General features: G+C 57.9%; 19 protein-coding genes and 1 pseudogene. 6 read left to right on the top strand and 14 right to left on the bottom strand.

Annotation, left to right across the window (positions count from 1 at the left end):
• On the bottom strand, window positions 1-1,200 hold the full coding sequence (locus tag BA011_RS34785; protein ID WP_065284216.1) for a diaminopropionate ammonia-lyase: 1,200 nt from the start codon (window positions 1,198-1,200) through the stop codon (window positions 1-3).
• Window positions 1,201-1,304: 104 nt separating this feature from the next.
• Here BA011_RS34785 and BA011_RS34790 point away from each other — a divergent pair, with 104 nt between their 5' ends.
• Window positions 1,305-1,781, top strand: coding sequence for an Lrp/AsnC family transcriptional regulator (locus BA011_RS34790; RefSeq protein WP_027668200.1), 477 nt, complete (start codon window positions 1,305-1,307; stop codon window positions 1,779-1,781).
• 230 nt (window positions 1,782-2,011) lie between these two features.
• On the opposite strand, the gene BA011_RS34795 is transcribed toward BA011_RS34790, so the two are convergent.
• The 11 genes from BA011_RS34795 to BA011_RS34840 form a co-directional block, all read right to left on the bottom strand.
• On the bottom strand, window positions 2,012-3,088 hold the full coding sequence (locus BA011_RS34795; RefSeq protein ID WP_065284217.1) for a GlxA family transcriptional regulator: 1,077 nt from the start codon (window positions 3,086-3,088) through the stop codon (window positions 2,012-2,014).
• 5 nt (window positions 3,089-3,093) lie between these two features.
• Window positions 3,094-3,399, bottom strand: a complete 306-nt coding sequence (locus tag BA011_RS34800) for a hypothetical protein (protein WP_063909731.1) — start codon at window positions 3,397-3,399, stop codon at window positions 3,094-3,096.
• A 13-nt stretch (window positions 3,400-3,412) separates the two neighbouring features.
• Window positions 3,413-4,138, bottom strand: a complete 726-nt coding sequence (locus tag BA011_RS34805; protein ID WP_064249224.1) for a CbtA family protein — start codon at window positions 4,136-4,138, stop codon at window positions 3,413-3,415.
• 11 nt (window positions 4,139-4,149) lie between these two features.
• Entirely contained in the window at window positions 4,150-4,338 is a 189-nt protein-coding gene (locus tag BA011_RS43195; protein WP_018484460.1) for a CbtB domain-containing protein, read from the bottom strand.
• A 60-nt stretch (window positions 4,339-4,398) separates the two neighbouring features.
• Entirely contained in the window at window positions 4,399-4,725 is a 327-nt protein-coding gene (locus BA011_RS34810) for a nitrile hydratase accessory protein (protein WP_018484461.1), read from the bottom strand.
• Between the two features lie 11 nt (window positions 4,726-4,736).
• Entirely contained in the window at window positions 4,737-5,354 is a 618-nt protein-coding gene (nthA, locus tag BA011_RS34815) for a nitrile hydratase subunit alpha (protein WP_018484462.1), read from the bottom strand.
• A 28-nt stretch (window positions 5,355-5,382) separates the two neighbouring features.
• Entirely contained in the window at window positions 5,383-6,126 is a 744-nt protein-coding gene (nthB, locus tag BA011_RS34820; protein WP_018484463.1) for a nitrile hydratase subunit beta, read from the bottom strand.
• A gap of 25 nt (window positions 6,127-6,151) precedes the next feature.
• Window positions 6,152-6,652 (bottom strand): DUF1097 domain-containing protein, encoded by a 501-nt coding sequence (locus BA011_RS34825; protein WP_062942551.1) that lies wholly within the window; start codon window positions 6,650-6,652, stop codon window positions 6,152-6,154.
• A 45-nt stretch (window positions 6,653-6,697) separates the two neighbouring features.
• Window positions 6,698-7,672: a CobW family GTP-binding protein gene (locus BA011_RS34830; RefSeq protein ID WP_065284218.1), complete on the bottom strand. Its 975-nt coding sequence runs from the start codon at window positions 7,670-7,672 to the stop codon at window positions 6,698-6,700.
• A gap of 643 nt (window positions 7,673-8,315) precedes the next feature.
• Window positions 8,316-9,938 carry an MFS transporter gene (locus tag BA011_RS34835; protein WP_065284219.1) on the bottom strand — a complete coding sequence of 541 codons (1,623 nt, stop codon included), beginning with the start codon at window positions 9,936-9,938 and terminating at the stop codon, window positions 8,316-8,318.
• 13 nt (window positions 9,939-9,951) lie between these two features.
• Window positions 9,952-10,779 carry an alpha/beta fold hydrolase gene (locus BA011_RS34840; protein WP_018484467.1) on the bottom strand — a complete coding sequence of 276 codons (828 nt, stop codon included), beginning with the start codon at window positions 10,777-10,779 and terminating at the stop codon, window positions 9,952-9,954.
• Between the two features lie 264 nt (window positions 10,780-11,043).
• Here BA011_RS34840 and BA011_RS34845 point away from each other — a divergent pair, with 264 nt between their 5' ends.
• Window positions 11,044-12,396, top strand: coding sequence for a sigma-54 interaction domain-containing protein (locus BA011_RS34845; RefSeq protein ID WP_065284220.1), 1,353 nt, complete (start codon window positions 11,044-11,046; stop codon window positions 12,394-12,396).
• 82 nt (window positions 12,397-12,478) lie between these two features.
• On the opposite strand, the gene BA011_RS34850 is transcribed toward BA011_RS34845, so the two are convergent.
• Together BA011_RS34850 and BA011_RS34855 are read right to left on the bottom strand one after the other, a co-directional pair.
• Window positions 12,479-13,729 carry a trans-sulfuration enzyme family protein gene (locus tag BA011_RS34850; RefSeq protein WP_237352841.1) on the bottom strand — a complete coding sequence of 417 codons (1,251 nt, stop codon included), beginning with the start codon at window positions 13,727-13,729 and terminating at the stop codon, window positions 12,479-12,481.
• Between the two features lie 150 nt (window positions 13,730-13,879).
• Window positions 13,880-14,503, bottom strand: coding sequence for a helix-turn-helix domain-containing protein (locus BA011_RS34855; protein WP_018484470.1), 624 nt, complete (start codon window positions 14,501-14,503; stop codon window positions 13,880-13,882).
• A gap of 43 nt (window positions 14,504-14,546) precedes the next feature.
• On the opposite strand from BA011_RS34855, the gene BA011_RS34860 reads away from it, so the two are divergent.
• From BA011_RS34860 to BA011_RS34875, 4 genes and pseudogenes are all read left to right on the top strand, one after another.
• Complete coding sequence (locus BA011_RS34860) at window positions 14,547-15,233, top strand: B3/4 domain-containing protein (protein WP_186806632.1); 687 nt, start codon at window positions 14,547-14,549, stop codon at window positions 15,231-15,233.
• Window positions 15,234-15,417: 184 nt separating this feature from the next.
• The gene (locus BA011_RS34865) at window positions 15,418-16,200 is read left to right on the top strand and encodes an ABC transporter ATP-binding protein (protein ID WP_018484472.1); all 783 of its coding nucleotides are present in this window, start codon (window positions 15,418-15,420) and stop codon (window positions 16,198-16,200) included.
• Between the two features lie 36 nt (window positions 16,201-16,236).
• Entirely contained in the window at window positions 16,237-16,998 is a 762-nt protein-coding gene (locus BA011_RS34870) for a transporter substrate-binding domain-containing protein (protein ID WP_065284222.1), read from the top strand.
• A gap of 72 nt (window positions 16,999-17,070) precedes the next feature.
• Window positions 17,071-17,478, top strand: a pseudogene (locus tag BA011_RS34875) (ABC transporter permease subunit); the annotation flags it as partial.
• Between the last annotated feature and the right edge of the window lie 40 nt (window positions 17,479-17,518).

Below are 17,518 nucleotides of genomic sequence, written 5' to 3' on the forward strand. Positions count from 1 at the left end.
TCAACTTGAATGGTTGGCGACGTTCCGAAGCACGTCATCAGCGGTTGAACCGACGATGTTTTTGTAAGAAGCTGGATCGGTTGCACCTTCCGTGTTGATGAGGAGGACGCGGCTACTATCGTTAAGGCCAAGTCTCCTACGCACCGCTGGATCACCGGCAACGGTCAGCAGCCCCGCCAGCCCGGCGCAACCACTCTCACCCGCGACAATGGGATGTTCTCGGAAAGCCAGCTTGCGCATGGCGTCCTTCGCCTCCTCTTCCGAAACTGTGGCGAATGCGGTCGCGGTTGCGTTCAGGATCCGCCAGGCGACCAGAGACGGCGTGTAGCACTCAAGCATGGCCATAATGGTTGGTTCGGTGGGTGAAAACGAAGAGAGCCGTCCGGCCTTTGCAGACATGAACAGGCAGGCTGCACGGTCAGGCTCGACGACAATCGTCTTTATGTTCTCGTGTCCAAGCGCCTCATTGAGGTGGAGCGAAATGCTGCTTGCAAAGCCACCGACGCCTGCCTGTAGAAACACGTGGGTCGGCGGATCGATGTTAAGTTCTTCGATCTGATCCAAGGCCTCTTCAGCGAGAATTGTATACCCCTGTGCCACCAACGATGGGATTTCCTCGTAGCCCTCCCATGATGTATCTGAAACGAGCAGCCAACCGCGCTCCTTGCTGACCCGTTCGGCTTCATCGACAGACATGTCGTAGTTGCCCTTGACCCGCACGATTTCATCCGCGCCGATCGCCGCAGCGCGGGCGGTTGTCACCCCCTCATGGACAAAGATGACCGAACGGCAACCAAGAATGCGCGCGCCGGCGGCCACCGACTTCCCATGGTTTCCGTCGGTGGCGCAGCAGAACGTAATCGATGCCGCGAATCCACGAGCTGCTGGAGAGATGAGCTGCGCGATGGAGATGTTGTCTTCGAGGTGCGCCTCCAGCATGCGCTTAAAAAGGGTCATCACCGCATATGCCCCGCCAAGCGCCTTGAAGCTGCCGAGACCTAGCCGCTGTCCCTCGTCCTTCATTACGACCGTCGCCACTTCAGTTGCCTGCGCGATCTCTGGCAGCAAGATCAGCGGCGTTGAACGTTCGATTCGCCAGAGGCTGAGGTAGGGGCGTACAAGGTTCGGCGCCGCAGCGCCGAGAAGCACCTTGTCGGACTCGGTTAGAAGGTCGTGGTCGGGAGAATGGAAATGGATCATGGCCGCCTCGTTCGTTGATTGCGAGACAATATTGCGGAACGACCTTTATTTGGGCTCTGATTTCACATAGTCTTTGCAAGAAGTTTGCGCGAACGAGGGGAAATATGGTTCGATCTATCGCAGTTGAGCTCGATGACTTCGATGTGAAAATCCTGCGCATGGTGCAGCAGGACAACCATGCGTCTCAACGCGTCATCGCAGAGAAAATTGGGCTGTCGCCTCCCGCGGTCGCACGCCGACTTCAGCATCTGCGCGAAACAAAAGTCATCCGACAAGATATTGCGGTGCTGGACGAGACTGCCGTCGGGCGGCCGCTGACGATCATCGTCCATGTCACCACCGAGAATGAACGGTTGGACCTGCTGGATGCAATGAAGGATCGCTTCAACCGGTGTCCACAGGTTCAGCAGTGCTATTACGTCACTGGCGAGATGGACTTCATCCTGATCCTCAACGTGAAGGACATGGCAGAGTACAACGAGGTCACGCGGAGGTTGTTTTTTGACGCGGGCAACGTCAAAAGTTTCCGCACCTGCGTGTCCATGGAAAACGTCAAGACCTACGGCCCAATTCCGGTGTGAGACCCGTTTGAACCAAAGATTGAGCGTTGCGGGTCAACAGCGTTCGAATATCGTTCGTTTATGGTCAGGCACCAACTGCCTTACCGATCGCTATGGTGGTGCGACGATCAAGGAGCGGTCACGGTTCGCAAGCGAGGTCGTCGCTGCCATTCGGGGGGCGGTTGGCCCGGACTTTCCGATCATCCTGGGTCGGTTGGTGTGTGAAGAAATTCAATGCCACAGACGCAAACTCAAACCGCTCGCGCTCCTCGCCCGCTGACCGCGCCCGGATGGGAGGTAGCTAACGCTATCTCCATCGCGAGTGCCCTCCGCGGGTGCCCTTGAGCATCGCGAATAGGTGCTGCTTGCGATGGCTTCGACGATGTCTGAAAACGGCTCCTGTAGTCATTCGGACTTACGCCGATGGTTTTGGCGAAGACCCGGCGCATAGCATTCACGTCCGCGAAGCCGCAAGTGGTAGCGATCCTCAGAAGTGGCTGCGTGGTATCCTGCAGCAGTCGTCTCGCGGCGTCTGTGCGGGCGGCTGCAACGAATTCCGCCGGCGTGAAGCCGAGCTCCTTACGGAAGACCCGAGCGAAGTTCCGGGTGCTCATGCCGACCTCGTGGGCAAGACTCTCCACGTCGAGGTCGCGGTTCAAATTCGACAAGACGTACTCCTGGGCCTTCTGGATCAGGGTCGTTTCCGACATCTGGCCGACGAGATACGCACTGAACTGCGACTGTCCGCCAGGTCTCTTCATGAACATGACCATGTAGCGCGCAACGATCATTGCGGTGTCCTTGCCATGGTCTTCCTCGACGAGCGACAATGCGAGATCGATACCTGCCGTGACACCGGCAGCCGTTATCAGAGAACCGTCGCGCACGTAGATGGCGTCGGCATCCAGATCGATATCGGGATATTCGTCGCTGAACTTCGCGGCACATTCCCAATGCGTGGTGACCCTTTTTCCGTCGAGAAGACCGGCGGCGGCGAGCAGGAACACTCCAGTGCAGATCGATCCGAACCGTCTGGCCGTCGGTACTCGACGCTGGAGCCAGGCGATGACGGCTGGGTCGATTTCGAAGAAGGCCGGGTCGCCTGCTACGAGTAGGGTGTCGATATCCTCGTCCTCATCGAAGATTGTCCGATCGGCCATGAACCGCAACTGGCCCGTTCCCGCCACGGAAGGGGCGCCAGTCGACATGATTTGGATATCGTAAGCGTCCATGTCGCCCAATCGTCTTGCCGCCTCCCAGAAGACCTCGGCGGGACCAACGATGTCGAGTGACTGCACGCCGGGTGGCGCGAGGATGACGATTCGCATGGACTTTAGTCTCCTGGTTTGTCATTCGCCAAATTGGTCATGCAAGATCGCTGCCAGTCCCCGCGCGTCAGGATGTTTCGGATCTGCCTGCTGTTGAGGTGGAAGTTACATCCCTCATGCACATCTCCATTGTCGATCTTCGCCTTGGCTGCCGCCTCAAACGCGACGCTGTTCTTTTCGTAGAACTCGATGCAGTCGTGCCGCTTTGGGGGTTTGAGCAACATTGCGCGGAATGCTCGGCGATGCACGATGCAATTGCCACCATTTCCGGCGGCAAACTGCAGCGCATCGAGGTCGTCCCTCCAGATCATATCGTTTCGTCGCTCACGTCGTGCGTTCGAAGCGGTTGAAGAGTGTCCCGCTCAACGAGCCCAGGAGCGCCCAGAACAAGAGGCTGGTCATGACCGCCGCGGCAACGAATTGATGCTCGAGAGCTTCCGGTGCCAGCGCGTGCATTCCTTGCGGGGCCGCAGGCGCGCCGATCAGATGAGGCGCGGCGATCAGCGCGATGGCAACCAGGGCCGCCCATGGCTTACGCTTGAATGAAATCAGTCCGATACCTGCAGCAGTTGCAAGGGCGGTTCCGATCCACCAGAGTTGCCGGTCACCAAGCGGAGCGGAAGGTGTCCCTGGCAGCTCCGGCGGCAGACCCAGCATGGGAGCGATCATGACACATGCGAACCCAGCCAATCCCCAAAGCAGGCCTTCGCGCCACGTCACCGGTTTTCCGCGCATCGCGATAAGGCCACAAAGCGCCAGCGCATATCCAATCGCGGTCAGCATGTTGGCGGCCACCGTGAACGCCATTCGTTCAAACCCGTCTGCGGGTTCCCAGGCGCCTTCTTCGTGATCGTGACCAGCGTCATGGACGTGGGCATCCACCATGGGGGACGTGGTGATCGCCTGGGGCTCCACTTCGCCCGCTTTTTCGTAGACCTCCGCCTTGGCGATCAACTGGCTTGTGCCGGCAAACTGAACCGCGCTTACGGACACACCAACGATGACGCCGGTAAGGGCAGCGGTAAAAACGATGGAGCGAAACAAAGACATTTTAGAGGCCCTCAGTGGCAAGGAAACGCATTGGCATGACGGGTGTCATGCGCTGCGTTGTGAACGATCTCGATATGGGAAAACCCTACAAAGCCGACGATGATCGCGCCAAAGCACAAGGCCATAGCCGCCTGAAGAATTCTGGCTGCGGAGTTCGCTATGATGGGCGTCGAGATGGTTGATGTTGCGGATACTGACATTTTTCGTACCTTTCGAGACGGGCGGCGTGCCCTTTGCGACGTATCTGTTGATGTTTTTGATCAGGCCGCGAGCACGGCCCGGATCTCTTCGGGGTCGATGATGCCAGCCTTGACGACTGCCTTCTCAAGCGCCGCCAGGAACTGGTCGTAGTAGTTCCATGTCGAGCGATCGACAGGATGGGCATCCTCCCAGGCCTTGATCGTCGAGATGAGTTCGTCGCGAAAATCATCCCATTCAAAAATGCCGTTCTTGGCGAGCGCCAGGGCCATTCCGAACGAGGACCGCTCCCATTGCGAACCGAAGCAGAGAGACCCGTTGGCGCGAGGCGGATTGTCGGTCTTCCCCATCATCTCGGTGATTGCGAAGTGCTCGAACTGAGTCAGCATCGTCGACGGCCTCACGCGGCCTTTGCGATGGCGACGCCCATCATAGCCTCGGGAGTAACGAGCGCCTCAAGCTCCGCTTCCGTCATTCCTTCTGTGCCAACGGGACGTTCAGGAACGACGAACCAGCGGATCTGCGCACTGGAATCCCACACCTTGATTTCGATGGCCTCGGGGACCGGGAGTCCGAACTCGCCCAGAACAGCGCGTGGTTCGCGGGCGGCGCGGCTGCGAAAGGTGGGATCCTTGTACCAGTAGGGAGGCAGCCCCAGGACCGGCCAGGGATAGCAGGAGCAAAGTGTGCATATGATAAGGTTGTGCACATCCGGCGAGTTCGCGACGGCACGCATATGCTCACCCTCGGCGCCTGCCATGCCCTCGGGCAGATTGAGTTCGGCGATCGCCGCAGGTGTGTCTGTCACGAGCCGATCTTTGAAGGACGGGTCAACCCAGGCTCGGGCGACGATCTTTGCACCGTTGAAAGGTCCCATCTTCGTTTCGAAGAAGTCGAGGACCGTGTCGACGGTCTTGTCCGTTATAATACCCTTTTTGATCAGCAGGGCTTCGAGAGCCTTGACCCGCGCGGCGCTGTAGGCTTCGCGATCCTCGCGATATTGAAAGCGGTCGATCATGTGATGTGTGCTCCTATTGGATGGCGGGTCAAGCAGCCTGTTTGGCAGATGCTGCCGCAGGCGCTTCGACGTAGTGCGAATACAGATCGGCGTAGAGACTGAAGTTTTTCTCAGTGTTGCCGGGCCAGAGGTCTTCCGGTTCAAACCGAATGCAGTAGACGGGCATTGCAGCGCCGATTCCGTCTGTCCCCGTATCGCAAAGGTAGACGTAGGCTCCGTCATAAACCGTCTCGACGGTACCGCTCTTGTTGCGAAGAAAGCCTGGAAGCCTGGTGTGCTCGATGGAGGGAACGTTCTTGATTGAAACCAAGTCGCCGACCGCGAAATCAAAAGACACATTGGTGTCGCGCTTCGGGCTGTCGCCTTCGACGAGATATTGCACCACCCGGTTGTCGATGGCCGCGTCGCCGGCGGCCGGAACCGACTTCGACGGATCGCTATAATATTCTTCCGTCAACGCGTCGAGTTCGTCCGCGGTGATATATTCGTTGTCGATGAAGTAGCCGGAGATGCCGCCGAGCCATTTTTCGTAATAGCGGAATTTGAAATAATCGAACGGGTTCAGGGATTCGGCACCCTTTCGAAGGTCCGCCCATGTCCAAACAGTCGTGAATTTGGACGGTGTCGGGGGAAGTGGCAGTTGCGAGGAAAGCGCCATCATCGCCGTATGGATGCCGAAGATGCGGGTTTCCCAGGTCTCGACGAAAACGCGAGTCTCGGTGCTCACAGGGCCTAGACCCTCAAGCCCGCCCAGATAGTGTTGCAGTTTCATGACGTTGTCCTTTCTGCGTTACGGATTAGGCGGTGACCGGCTTCTTGGCCGCCAGGAGATTGGTGCCCGTTTCGGAGAGCAACCCGAACACGCCCCCAAGCAGCATGGCGGCCATCGCAACGAGTGTTGGATGATTGATGCCGGAGGTCACAACGGTGGTGTTGGTGGCGGCCGTCGTGCCAACAAAGGAGGCGAAGCCAAAGACGATTGCTGGTGTGAAGCTCAGTATCGGAATGGAGGAAGCCAGGACCATTGCCGACGTGCCGAGACCGACCAGGACGGCAGCGAAGATTGGATAGGCTGGTCCGAACTGGATGATCAGGAGCGTGATCGTGGCGATGATGATGCCCGTCCCGTTCGAAACAATGCTTTTGATCAGTCCGCGCTGGCCACCGCCGCAAGCGAAGAAGGAAGCCCAGGCGATGAAAGTCACCCAGACGGGAACGGGAAATACGGTTGCAGTAATGTAGGTATCGATCGCGCCCAGGACGCCAAGGCTGATCATTGAGGCAACGAGAGGGGGCATGGTTGGTCTCCTTGAGGGACAAGTGGCATTTCCGGAATGAAGGGGTCAGGAAGCGAGCGCATGAGGCTTGGCAAGGCAGCTTCTGAAGCCCTCGCGCAAGCCACCTTCGTCCAGATTGCGACCGATAAAGACCATGTCGCTAACGCGAGCCTCCGAGGGAGGCCAGATCTTGCCGGGGCGTCCTTCCAGGGTCATATGGACGCCATGGAAGACGTATCGCCGCGCCTCGCCTGCGAAGTTCAATACGCCCTTCATGCGGAAAAGATCGGTGCCGATCTCCTGGACAAGCCGCGTTAGCCAACCGTTGAGGGCGACCGGGTCGAGAGCCTCGTAGTCGCGGATGGCGACGCAGCCGATCGTCTGGTCGTGCTCGTGGACATGTTCGTCCAGAATGTTCGGATCGATCGCCAGAATGTTCTTGAGGTCGAAGGCGCCGATCCCCAGAACGTCGGCCAGTTCCACGTCGCACGAATTTGTGCGGATGATCCGGGCCAGCGGGTTGCGCCTCGTAAGGTCGCGTTCGATTTCGAGCAAACGATATTCGCCTTCAAGATCGATCTTGTTGAGCAAGAGGACGTCGGCGAAACTGATCTGCTCGACCGCCTCCTCCTGCGAGAGCTGGCGCGATATGTGACGCGCATCGACGACGGTGACGATCGCATCGAGCTCAAGCCTTGCCGATAGAACCTCGTCGAGAATGAACGACTGTATGACCGGGGCGGGGTCGGCGAGCCCCGACGTCTCGATTATGAAACGGTCGATTGGTCGTCCAGATGCGAGCAGGCTGCGGATGGCGGCGATAAGATCGTCACGGACCGTGCAGCAAATGCAACCATTGTTGAGTTCGACGATTTCATCCTTGGTCTGAACGACGAGCTGTCCATCTATCCCGACCTCCCCATACTCGTTGACGATGACGGCGACACGCTCGGCGCTTCCCAAGCTCAAGATCCGGTTCAGCAGGGTTGTCTTCCCCGCGCCCAGAAACCCCGTCAGGATTGTCGTTTTCAACTTCGACATTGCCGCTTGCTCCGTGTTTGCATAGCTTCGCCGTCTCGCTTAAAGCGGGTTCGATCTCAGCCAATTCTCAATTTTGAGGTACTATTACTTGCGAGCCGCTACGCTTGCTTGAGCCGCATTACAGGTAAAACCCGCCAATTGCGCAATAGGGCCAAGGCATGCATTTCCGGCCAAAATAGCAGCAGAAACCGCCAAAATTTCGCACTTTACCGCGGCTGCTGCTTAAATAAACCGCATGCTTAAAACGTAGGCAGTGCATGATTTTATTGTAGTCAATTTCAATGAGCTCCCGTTTTTATCCAGGAATGGTCCCCAGATTTCAAAATTCCATCTACCCGCTTTAGCAGACCGTTGGCGCAACAGGCGGGGTCCTGGTGTGGCGCGTGTGGCCAAGCCTACACGTGTCGCCCGATCATCGGCCCGTAGATCTCGGGCGCACTTGCGATGCACGGGGGCGATCTCAGCGGTTCAGCTTGTCCTGATGATGATAATCTGCAAGCTACGATTTCTTCGGGTTGTCATGCCCGTCCAGTGACAGAAAAGTCCGGACAAGTGCCCGGACTTTCGATGCGGTTTTCAAGGCAGTGGGGCGGAAGCCATATTCACCGAAGTCCCCTGCGCGGGGCGCCCCTCGTTGTAAAGATTATGTGTTCAGATCGCGCCCCCGCGTTTCCGGAAGGAGAAGTGCACCAATCACTGCCGTCAAACCGGCAAAGGCTACCGTGTACCAGAGACCGCCGAAGATGTTTCCTGTCGTGAGCACAACTGCCGTTGCCACGAAAGGCGCAAATCCACCAATCCATCCATTGCCGAGTTGCAGGGCAACCGAAACACCGCTGTACCGTATCCGAACGGGAAAGAGTTCGACCAGAAGCGCCCCGAGCGGTCCGTAGACCATTGTCGCCAGGAAGACCAAGGCAAAGAGCACGAGGACGACCATGGGACCATTCGGCTGGACCGGGGCATTTGCCGCCGGCATCCCCACTCCCGTCAGGGCGGCAACGAGTTCGCCCTCATTCAGGGTTTTAGCCTCGCCACCGTTGATCTGGATTCGGAGAGGTTCTGGGTCGACCTTCACGGTGTAAGGAACGGCACGCCCAGTCAGCAGCGCCTTCACCTTCTGGCATTCCGTCGTTGCCTGCGGCCGGAACAATTGTCCGATAAAGGATTGGTCGTGGTTGCAGTCATTGCCCACCAGTACCACTGACGTTTTGGCGCGGAACTCTGTCAGCACAGGATTGCCATAGGTCGCCAGTGCTTGGAAAAGCGGCATGATCAGCAGCGCCGACAAAGCGCATCCCGTCACGACGATCCACTTGCGTCCGATCCTGTCGGAAAGCCAACCGAAGAACAGGAAGAACGGGGTGCCGAGCGTAAGGGCAACGAGCATGTAGAAGTTTGCCTGATCCTGGGTCAGCTTTAGTATGGTCGTCATGAAATACAGGCTGTAGAAATGGCCCGTGTACCAGATGACCGCCTGCCCCGCGACGACGCCGAAGATCGCTACCAGCACAAGGCGCAGGTTCTTGCGGTCACCCAAGGTCTCGGCGATCGGGTTCTTCGAGCCTTTTCCCTGCGCCTTCATTTCCTGGAAGACCGGCGACTCGTGCAGCTTCAGGCGGATATAGAGCGACAGGATCAAAAGCAGGATTGAACCAATGAAGGGTATCCGCCATCCCCAACTCGCAAAATCCTCCGCCGACAACGAGGACCGGCAAAGAACGATCACGATCAGCGACAAGAATAAACCAAGCGTTGCGGTGATCTGAATCCAGCTTGTCGTGAGCCCCCGCCGATCGCGGTCGGAATGCTCCGCAACGTAGGTCACCGCGCCCCCAAACTCGCCGCCAACCGCCAACCCCTGCAGCAGGCGCAGCCCGACCAGCAAAGCCGGCGCCGCCCAGCCGATGGAATCGTATGTCGGCAGCAGACCGATGGCCGCCGTGGCAAGACCCATGACCAGCATGGTTACAAGGAAGGTTTTCTTCCGGCCAACAAGGTCACCGAGCCTTCCAAAGACGATTGCACCAAAAGGCCGAAGGACGAAGCCCGCGCCGAAGGTCGCCAGCGCTGCGAGCAAGGCGGCCGTCTCGTTGCCCTTCGGGAAGAACAGCGTACTGAAGAAGGCGGCAAGGGAGCAGTAGATAAAGAAGTCGTACCATTCGAAAACGGTTCCGAGCGCGGCCGCAAAAACGGTCCGTTTCGTGTTGCGGTCCAGATCGTGCGCTTTTGGCTTGATCTGTGAAGTCATCTCTTGAACAGACATGTGAGCCTCCCACTCAAACGGTTTGACGCGAGAGGCCGGTGCCGCTCGACCGAGAAAAACGACTATCGCAGTCCTTGAGAAAGCTCTCGAGGACATGGTTGAAGACCTGCGGCTGCTCGAGCATCGGGAAATGACCCGCGTCCGCTATAACCTCAAGCCGGCTTTCCGGAATACCCTCTGCGAGAACAACGGATTCTCCGGGTGGCGTGATGATGTCCTCAGTGCCGACCACGACCAGCGTGGGGACGCCGATATCGTGAAGATTGGCCCGGCTGTCCGACGCATTGAGTGAGGCGATCGCCTCCCGTGCAACAAAAGCCGGCGTTTGGGCAACCTCTTGTCTGGCAAATTCGACAAGGTCTCTGCCGGCTGTACGGCCGAACGAACGCTCGATGACATTCTGGCTCGCCTGGACAACGCCGAGGTCATCGATGGCCTTGAGAACATTGTCGACATTGACATCCGCGCCAAGTCCGTGGGGCGTTGCCCCGACAAGCACAAGCGCGAGGACACGCTCGGGGTGGGACAGGGTAAAGGTCTGCGCCACCGTTCCTCCCATTGAGAGGCCGACGAGAATGGCTTCGTCGATTTCGAGTGCACGATAGACCGCCAGGATATCATTTGCGAAGGCCGCGATTGTGTAGCTGCGTCCCTCCGGTCGTGGCGATACACCGTGTCCTGGAAGATCGATGCGGATGACCCTGTAACGGGACGAGAACGCCTCAATTTGCTCCCGCCAGAATTGGGCTGTGGTCGTGAACCCGTGCACGAACACAAGCGGCAAACCGGCGCCCGACACGTGCACAACCGTATCGCCGATTGTCATGGTTTCGATATGCATTATTTCTGCTCCCCTTTAGGTTTTTACACCGTAAGCATCGCAAGGGGCGGGCCAGTTGGCGGTTTTGGAGGGTCGCCGTTGCTCAACGAGCTGGAAACATGAGCAAATTTCGAAGGTTCCTCGCCGCTCGACAAACACTTGCCCGTCAGTCTCTCGCATATACCGTCACCTCATAGAGACACATATTGTCTCGCTTTAGAGACGATTAGTCGGTAGAGTGATCGTGACGTAATTTCATCGGGGTTCCAACCAGGTCAGGCTGAGATGACGCTTCCGGAGTGGTTCGCAGGTTCATCGGAAGAAGCCGGGTTTCTCCGTCTCGTGCTCGATCATGTCTCAGACTGCCTCGTCGCCGTCGATACAGCCGGGACAATCGTCCTGATCAATGAGCCCTACTGCAAGCTGCTCGGGGGTGAGGCCGATGACTTCCTCGGGCGCCACATAACCGATGTGGTTGGGCCACAGACCAAGCTTCATTTCGTTGCACGTGGGATCGGCACCCATGTCGGTTATCCGCTCGAGGTTCGTGGCCATAAACTGGTAACGAAGCAAGTTCCCGTGCACCGGGACGGCAAGATCATCGGCGCGGTCGGGCTTGCCCTCTTCTCTGACTATGATGCCTTGAAGAAGACCTACAGCCGCATATCGAAAGCAGAACTCGCCATTCCGCAACGTCCCAGAGCGTGGCAATCGAAGTTCAGGCTGAATGACATCATCGGCATGGGCGGGTTGATGGATTCCTATCGTGACACCATCAAGGTTGCCGCGGCGTATGATTTGCCTGTGATGATTTGTGGCGAGACCGGCGCGGGCAAGGAACTGGCCGCGCATGCCCTTCATGCACTGTCGGACAGGCGTAGTGGACCCTTTGTGTGGGTCAACTGCGCGTCCATTCCCAGCGAGCTGATTGAAGCCGAGCTCTTTGGATACGAAGGCGGTGCTTTCACGGGCGCTCGCAGCCAGGGCAAACCGGGCAAGTTTGAACTTGCCACAGGCGGCGTGCTTTTCCTGGACGAGATCGGCGACATGCCGCTTGCCCTTCAGGGCAGTTTGCTGCGCGTTCTGCAGATGAACGAAATCGTACGTGTCGGCGGTACCAATCCGGTCAGTATCAACTTGGGCATCATCTGTGCGACCAATAAAGCTCTTCTTGACCTGGTGAAGGTGGGCCGCTTTCGCGAGGACCTGTATCACCGGCTGAATGTTTTGCCGATCAACGTCCCTCCCCTGCGGCATAGGGGCGATATCCCACACCTTGCCGAGTGCTTGCTTGCGCGCATCGCAGGGCGGCTGGGTAAGTCCACACCAAACCTGACCGATCACGATCGCAATCTGTTGATCGGATACGCGTGGCCGGGAAACGTGCGCGAGCTCGAAAACGCGCTGACGCGAATGATCATTACCGGGACACTCGCCATTTCTGTCCAGGAGGTTTCCTCAACCCCGGCTGAGCCAGACGCGACGCAGCCACTCAAAGACAGGATACGATCCCAAACGGACGCGGAGATCCGTGCCGCTCTCAAACAAACGCGCGGTAACAGGAGCCGTGCGGCTGAATTGCTCGGTATCAGCCGCGCCCACCTCTATCGCCTTCTCAAGGAGCCGGACGTAAAATAGCTTGCCTTCAAGGAAGTCGCCCCGTTTTCAGCTGCAAACAATTCCCCCCGCTTTGGCTCGCGTGGTCGGGCAAGACAAACGCTCAGCCGAAATCCAGAGCCTCCAGGATGTCTTCGATAAGATCCTCGGCATCCTCCAGGCCGACGGAGCAGCGGATGACGTCATCTCCAAGCGCGTCGCAAAGGCCGCCTCCTGAAAGGGACAGGTGGCGGGTGCTGGTGAGGCGGGCCGAATGGCATATGAGGCTGCCGACCTCTGCCAGATTGACGCCCGACTGTATAAGCCGCAGTCTGCTGATCATCGCAGTGGCACCATCCCTGCCTGCACGAAGGCCGAAAGCCAACATTCCCGAGCCACCTGACATCTGCCTGCGAGCGATGGAATGGTTCGGATGAGATGGAAGAAAGGGATATCTCACCCACGCCACCGCCGGATGGGTTTCCAATGTCAGCGCGATCGCATGGGCGGCGGAACTGTGCCGGTCCATCCTGAGAGCAAGTGTTTTCACGCCACGAAGGATGAGGAACGAAGCCTGCGGTGAGATCACGGTCGCCTCAGGAAAACGAAGGTTGGTTTCCCGCAGTTTGTGAATGATTGCGGTGTCTCCCAGCAGGGCACCGCCGAGTGTGTCGCCATGACCGTTGATGTATTTGGTAAGCGATTGCAGGACAATATCGGCGCCGTGCTCAATCGGGCGCTGCAAGGCTGGCGAAGCGAATGTGCTGTCAACGACGATCTTGAGGCCGCAGGAACGACCGCATTCTGCGATTGCAGCAATGTCGAGAATGTCGCCAAGAGGATTTGTCGGCGTATCAAAATAAATGAGACGCGTTCGAGGCGTCACCGCATGGCAGATGTTTGCGGGAAGCGACAGGTCAACCGGGACCATTGTGATGCCGGCCCGCGTTAGCGTCTTCTCCATCAGAGCGGCCGTATCGGTACAAACTTGCCTGTGGACGATCATCTCGTCGCCTTCGGAGAGAAGCGCCAGTGCGAGCATATTGAAGGCGGCCAACCCTGATGAAAGCACCAAGCCGGCCTCGGCTCCTTCGAGGCGAGCCAACGTCTTCTCGAGCATGTCCGTCGCTGAGTGGGCGTTGTTGTCCGCACCGCTGATTTTTCTGACCGATTGAGCGGGATGGTTCAATGACAGGTCGACTGGTTGGTGGATAGCACGCGTCGAGAATCCGAGTTCGTCGAACTCCGGATCGGCCGCATCTAACTCATCGCGATCTCGCATGAACTTGTACCTCATCGGTGGACTAGACCAATCGATCTCTGTTCCAAACAGTATTCGAATATCAGCTGCTGCGGCCATCGAGTCGGCGCTCATTGAGGTGCGCCAGTGGAGATGAGCGTGACCATCCATGTGGTGTTAGGCTCACGGTGTTCGACTTCAGGAGACGGCCGGTGCATGCGGCAACGTTTTTGCTCCGCCAACCCAAAAGTGCTTCGGTCCGACCTCAAGCAGCAGCAGTTGTCTTTACAGGCCCGTTCTCACGCGCGGACGCTGCAGCTCCGCGACAGTCATTACAAAGCGGAGCTCCTCCTTGCCACAATTCATGTAAGCATGTTTGTCCTCCGTCCGTGCCAAAACCGAAGAGCCCGCTTTAACGAGGTGCTCGCTATCAGCCAGTTTCAAGGTAAGCGCGCCGGTTTCCACATTCAGCAGTTCGAGTGTTCCGGCCGAATGGCCGGGCGATTCGAAAACCTCACCGGGAAACAGCGTCCAGCGCCAAAGCTCGATTTCATCCGGCCCGTGGGTTCCAACCAGAAGAGTGGCACTCCCGCCCTTCGGACCACGCCAGAGGATCGAGGCATCCTCGGGTGGAACGATGCGCACAGGCACGTTAACTGCGACCCCGACGAAATCGGCGACAGAAACGCCCAATGCGGTCGCTGCCCGGCAGAGCGTCGCAATGCTCGGGTTTGCGCTGCCCTTTTCGATTTCGACCAGCATGCCTTTGCTGACACCGGATTTGCGCGACAATTCATCGAGTGTCAGGCCATTCTGTTTCCTGAACAATTTGAGGTTCTGGGACACGGTTGCACTGACACGCTCGACGTCGGTGACCGCTTCGGTCGATATATTGACTTTCTTTTCCATGGTCGGTATTATAGACTAAATTGGTCAATGGGAGCTAGAGGGCATGTTGGAATTTCCGGTCATCGACAAAGAAATCGCAAACATCGCACCAGACTTTCGCGCGATCAGCGTCTTCGTTGATATCAAGGATGACACGCGTGGCACCATAGCCAGAAATGTGCTGGAAGAGGCTTGTGATTTTGTCCGAGCTGGAGGGCCAGCCTGGAGTGAAGCACATCTGGCAAGTTGGGCCGAGGCATATAGCCGGTTTGGAGCAAAACCAAATCGCACACCCTGTTCTGCACAGGCGCTGAAGAAGCGGGTGGAGAAAGACGGCCGTATCCCTTCGATCAACCAGATCGTCGATCTCTACAACGCAGTCAGCTTGCGTTTTGCAATACCGGTGGGTGGAGAAAACTTCGACGCCTATGTCGGCAAGCCACGGCTGTCTGTTGCAGACGGAACCGAAGTGTTCGACACGGTTATGAACGGAGAGGCGGTCATCGAAAACCCTACCAAGGGTGAAGTCATCTGGCGCGACGATATCGGTGTCACGTGCCGGCGCTGGAACTGGCGGCAAGGTACCCGGACCCGACTGGAGACGCTGGGTGGCCGGATGTGGTTCATTTTGGAAAGTTTGGCGACAATGCCTGAGGAGGCGCTAGAGGAGGCGGCCAACATGCTGGTGAACGGTTTAAGGCAGCTGGCACCGGGCTGTGAGGTCTACAGACACAAGATTATAGCCGGCTAACGCGCCGGCGGTAAATCCGAGACAATGGGCACGTGAGGAACGTGCGCCGTTTAGGCGGCGCGTGCGGACGTTCGCGTCCATTTTTTACACTCGCAACCACGAATGATGGCGCTGTCAGATACGGCGATGGCGAAGCTTTGCCCGCGGAGGAGTGGGCCAACGCTCGCAAGTCAATGGAGGTGAAATGTACATCGAAACAGTCAAGCCAGCTTTGCTAGTGAGCGACGTTCACAAGAGCTACGGCGCACACAAGGTGCTGAAGGGGATCTCCCTTTCAGCGGAGAAGGGCGACGTGGTCTCGATCATCGGATCTTCGGGCTCAGGAAAGAGCACGTTCCTGCGCTGCATCAACTTCCTCGAAATTCCGGACCAAGGAACCTTCCAGATCAACGGCGAAGACGTGATCTTCCGCAAGGGCCGTGACGGCAAATGCCACCCCGCCAACTGGCGGCAGATCGAGAGGCTGAGGAGTGGCCTCGGCATGGTCTTCCAGAGCTTCAATCTCTGGCCGCACATGACCATTCTCCAGAACGTCATCGAGGCCCCGATCCACATCCTGCGTATCGAGCGTAAAGCGGCGATCGAAAAGGCCGAGGCGCTACTGGCCAAAGTCGGTCTTTACGACAAGAAGGACACCTACCCCGCCTTCCTTTCCGGCGGCCAGCAGCAACGTGCGTCGATTGCCCGCGCGCTCTGCGTCGATCCGGCGGTGATGCTGTTTGATGAACCGACCTCGGCACTCGATCCGGAACTCGTCGGCGAAGTGCTCAAGGTCATCCGTGGGCTGGCCGAGGAAGGTCGCACCATGGTGATGGTCACCCACGAGATGAAGTTCGCACGCGACGTTTCCACCCGCGTCATGTTTTTGCACCAGGGCCAGGTCGAGGAACTCGGCCCTCCGGCCCAGGTCTTTGGTGCACCCACCAGCGCACGCTGCAAGGAGTTTGTTGCAGCCGGTTCGCACTAACCACCACCATCCCAACAGAAAAAGGGGAACCCTAAGATGAAGCATTTGGGAAAAGCTCTAGCTGTCGCAGCATTCATGCTGGCGACGAGCGCCCAAGCGGAAATCCGCTTCGGCGTCGTCAATGAGGCCTATGCGCCCTACACGACAAAGGACGCTTCGGGAAAAGCGATTGGCTGGGAGATCGATCTGATGGATGCGATCTGCAAAGAGCTTAAGGAGAAGTGCACGATCGTCGACGTTGCCTGGGACGGCCTCATTCCGGCTCTGGAGAGCAAGAAGATCGACGTAATCTGGTCTTCGATGTCGATCACCGACGAGCGCAAGAAGCGCATCGATTTCACGGACAAATATTACTCGGCTCTCGCTGGCATGATTGGCGCCAAGGATGGCGTCATGGGCGCGACCACCGAGCAGCTGAAAGGAAAGACCGTCGGCATCGCCGTGTCGACGACCCAGTCGGCTTACTTCAAGAAGCATTTCGCCGAAATTGCGACCGAGAAAAGTTATGCGACCGTCGATGAATCATTCCAGGACCTCGCGTCGGGCCGCGTCGACTACATCTTTGCCGACACGGGACCGCTGAAGGAACTCCTGAAAGCCGACCTCGGCAAGGAATGCTGCGAATACAAGGGCAGTGTCGAGGCAGACGACTCGGTTCTTGGGGCTGGCGTCGGCGGCGGTATCCGCAAGGGCGACGACGAGCTGCGCGAAAAGCTGAATGGCGCGATCAAAGCTGTCAGGGCGAACGGCACCTATGCCGAGTTCAGCAAGAAGTACTTCGACTACGACCCCTATTGAGTCCACGGGCGAGGCGGATTTGTCACCAGCCGTTGGTGGCAAATCTGCCGGTCCTGTTCTGGAAGGCTTCCCATGAGTTCCTCAAGTTCCATTCTGGACATGCTGTCGATTTCCCCTCCCGGCTGGGGCGGCGTATTGATCACCGGCGCGTTCGCGACCCTGTTTATCTCGTTTGGTGCCTATCTGTTTGGAATGGTGCTGGGCTTGTTCGGCGCACTCGGCAAGTTGAGTGGGTTTGCCCCACTGCAATATGCTCTCAATGTCTATACGACGATCGTCCGTGCCGTGCCGGAGCTCATCCTGATCGTCTCGCTCTACTATGTGGGAACGGATGGGCTGAACCGGATTCTTGCGATGGCGGACCTTGGCCCAGTCGAGGTCAATGGCCTGGTCGCGGCAATCGCGGTGCTGGGCTTTGTTCAGGGGGCCTACATGACCGAGGTTTTGCGGGGCGCGATCCTCGCCATTCCTGTTGGACGGCGATGTCACGTTGTTTGATCAAGGTCGGAACAGGGCGCTT

It is taken from the genome of Rhizobium leguminosarum (assembly GCF_001679785.1).
GTDB lineage: Bacteria > Pseudomonadota > Alphaproteobacteria > Rhizobiales > Rhizobiaceae > Rhizobium > Rhizobium leguminosarum_R.

What these genes read in the sequence shown, in the direction of transcription:
- BA011_RS34845 (WP_065284220.1), top strand. Translation starts at nt 11,044, where the DNA reads ATGACGCTTCCGGAGTGGTTCGCAGGTTCATCGGAAGAAGCCGGGTTT.
- BA011_RS34860 (WP_186806632.1), top strand. Translation starts at nt 14,547, where the DNA reads ATGTTGGAATTTCCGGTCATCGACAAAGAAATCGCAAACATCGCACCA.
- BA011_RS34850 (WP_237352841.1), bottom strand. Translation starts at nt 13,729, where the DNA reads ATGAGCGCCGACTCGATGGCCGCAGCAGCTGATATTCGAATACTGTTT.
- BA011_RS34865 (WP_018484472.1), top strand. Translation starts at nt 15,418, where the DNA reads ATGTACATCGAAACAGTCAAGCCAGCTTTGCTAGTGAGCGACGTTCAC.
- BA011_RS43195 (WP_018484460.1), bottom strand. Translation starts at nt 4,338, where the DNA reads ATGTCAGTATCCGCAACATCAACCATCTCGACGCCCATCATAGCGAAC.
- BA011_RS34825 (WP_062942551.1), bottom strand. Translation starts at nt 6,652, where the DNA reads ATGCCCCCTCTCGTTGCCTCAATGATCAGCCTTGGCGTCCTGGGCGCG.
- BA011_RS34790 (WP_027668200.1), top strand. Translation starts at nt 1,305, where the DNA reads ATGGTTCGATCTATCGCAGTTGAGCTCGATGACTTCGATGTGAAAATC.
- BA011_RS34840 (WP_018484467.1), bottom strand. Translation starts at nt 10,779, where the DNA reads ATGCATATCGAAACCATGACAATCGGCGATACGGTTGTGCACGTGTCG.
- BA011_RS34795 (WP_065284217.1), bottom strand. Translation starts at nt 3,088, where the DNA reads ATGCGAATCGTCATCCTCGCGCCACCCGGCGTGCAGTCACTCGACATC.
- BA011_RS34810 (WP_018484461.1), bottom strand. Translation starts at nt 4,725, where the DNA reads ATGCTGACTCAGTTCGAGCACTTCGCAATCACCGAGATGATGGGGAAG.
- BA011_RS34855 (WP_018484470.1), bottom strand. Translation starts at nt 14,503, where the DNA reads ATGGAAAAGAAAGTCAATATATCGACCGAAGCGGTCACCGACGTCGAG.
- BA011_RS34785 (WP_065284216.1), bottom strand. Translation starts at nt 1,200, where the DNA reads ATGATCCATTTCCATTCTCCCGACCACGACCTTCTAACCGAGTCCGAC.
- BA011_RS34870 (WP_065284222.1), top strand. Translation starts at nt 16,237, where the DNA reads ATGAAGCATTTGGGAAAAGCTCTAGCTGTCGCAGCATTCATGCTGGCG.
- BA011_RS34830 (WP_065284218.1), bottom strand. Translation starts at nt 7,672, where the DNA reads ATGTCGAAGTTGAAAACGACAATCCTGACGGGGTTTCTGGGCGCGGGG.
- nthB (WP_018484463.1), bottom strand. Translation starts at nt 6,126, where the DNA reads ATGAAACTGCAACACTATCTGGGCGGGCTTGAGGGTCTAGGCCCTGTG.
- nthA (WP_018484462.1), bottom strand. Translation starts at nt 5,354, where the DNA reads ATGATCGACCGCTTTCAATATCGCGAGGATCGCGAAGCCTACAGCGCC.
- BA011_RS34800 (WP_063909731.1), bottom strand. Translation starts at nt 3,399, where the DNA reads ATGATCTGGAGGGACGACCTCGATGCGCTGCAGTTTGCCGCCGGAAAT.
- BA011_RS34835 (WP_065284219.1), bottom strand. Translation starts at nt 9,938, where the DNA reads ATGTCTGTTCAAGAGATGACTTCACAGATCAAGCCAAAAGCGCACGAT.
- BA011_RS34805 (WP_064249224.1), bottom strand. Translation starts at nt 4,138, where the DNA reads ATGTCTTTGTTTCGCTCCATCGTTTTTACCGCTGCCCTTACCGGCGTC.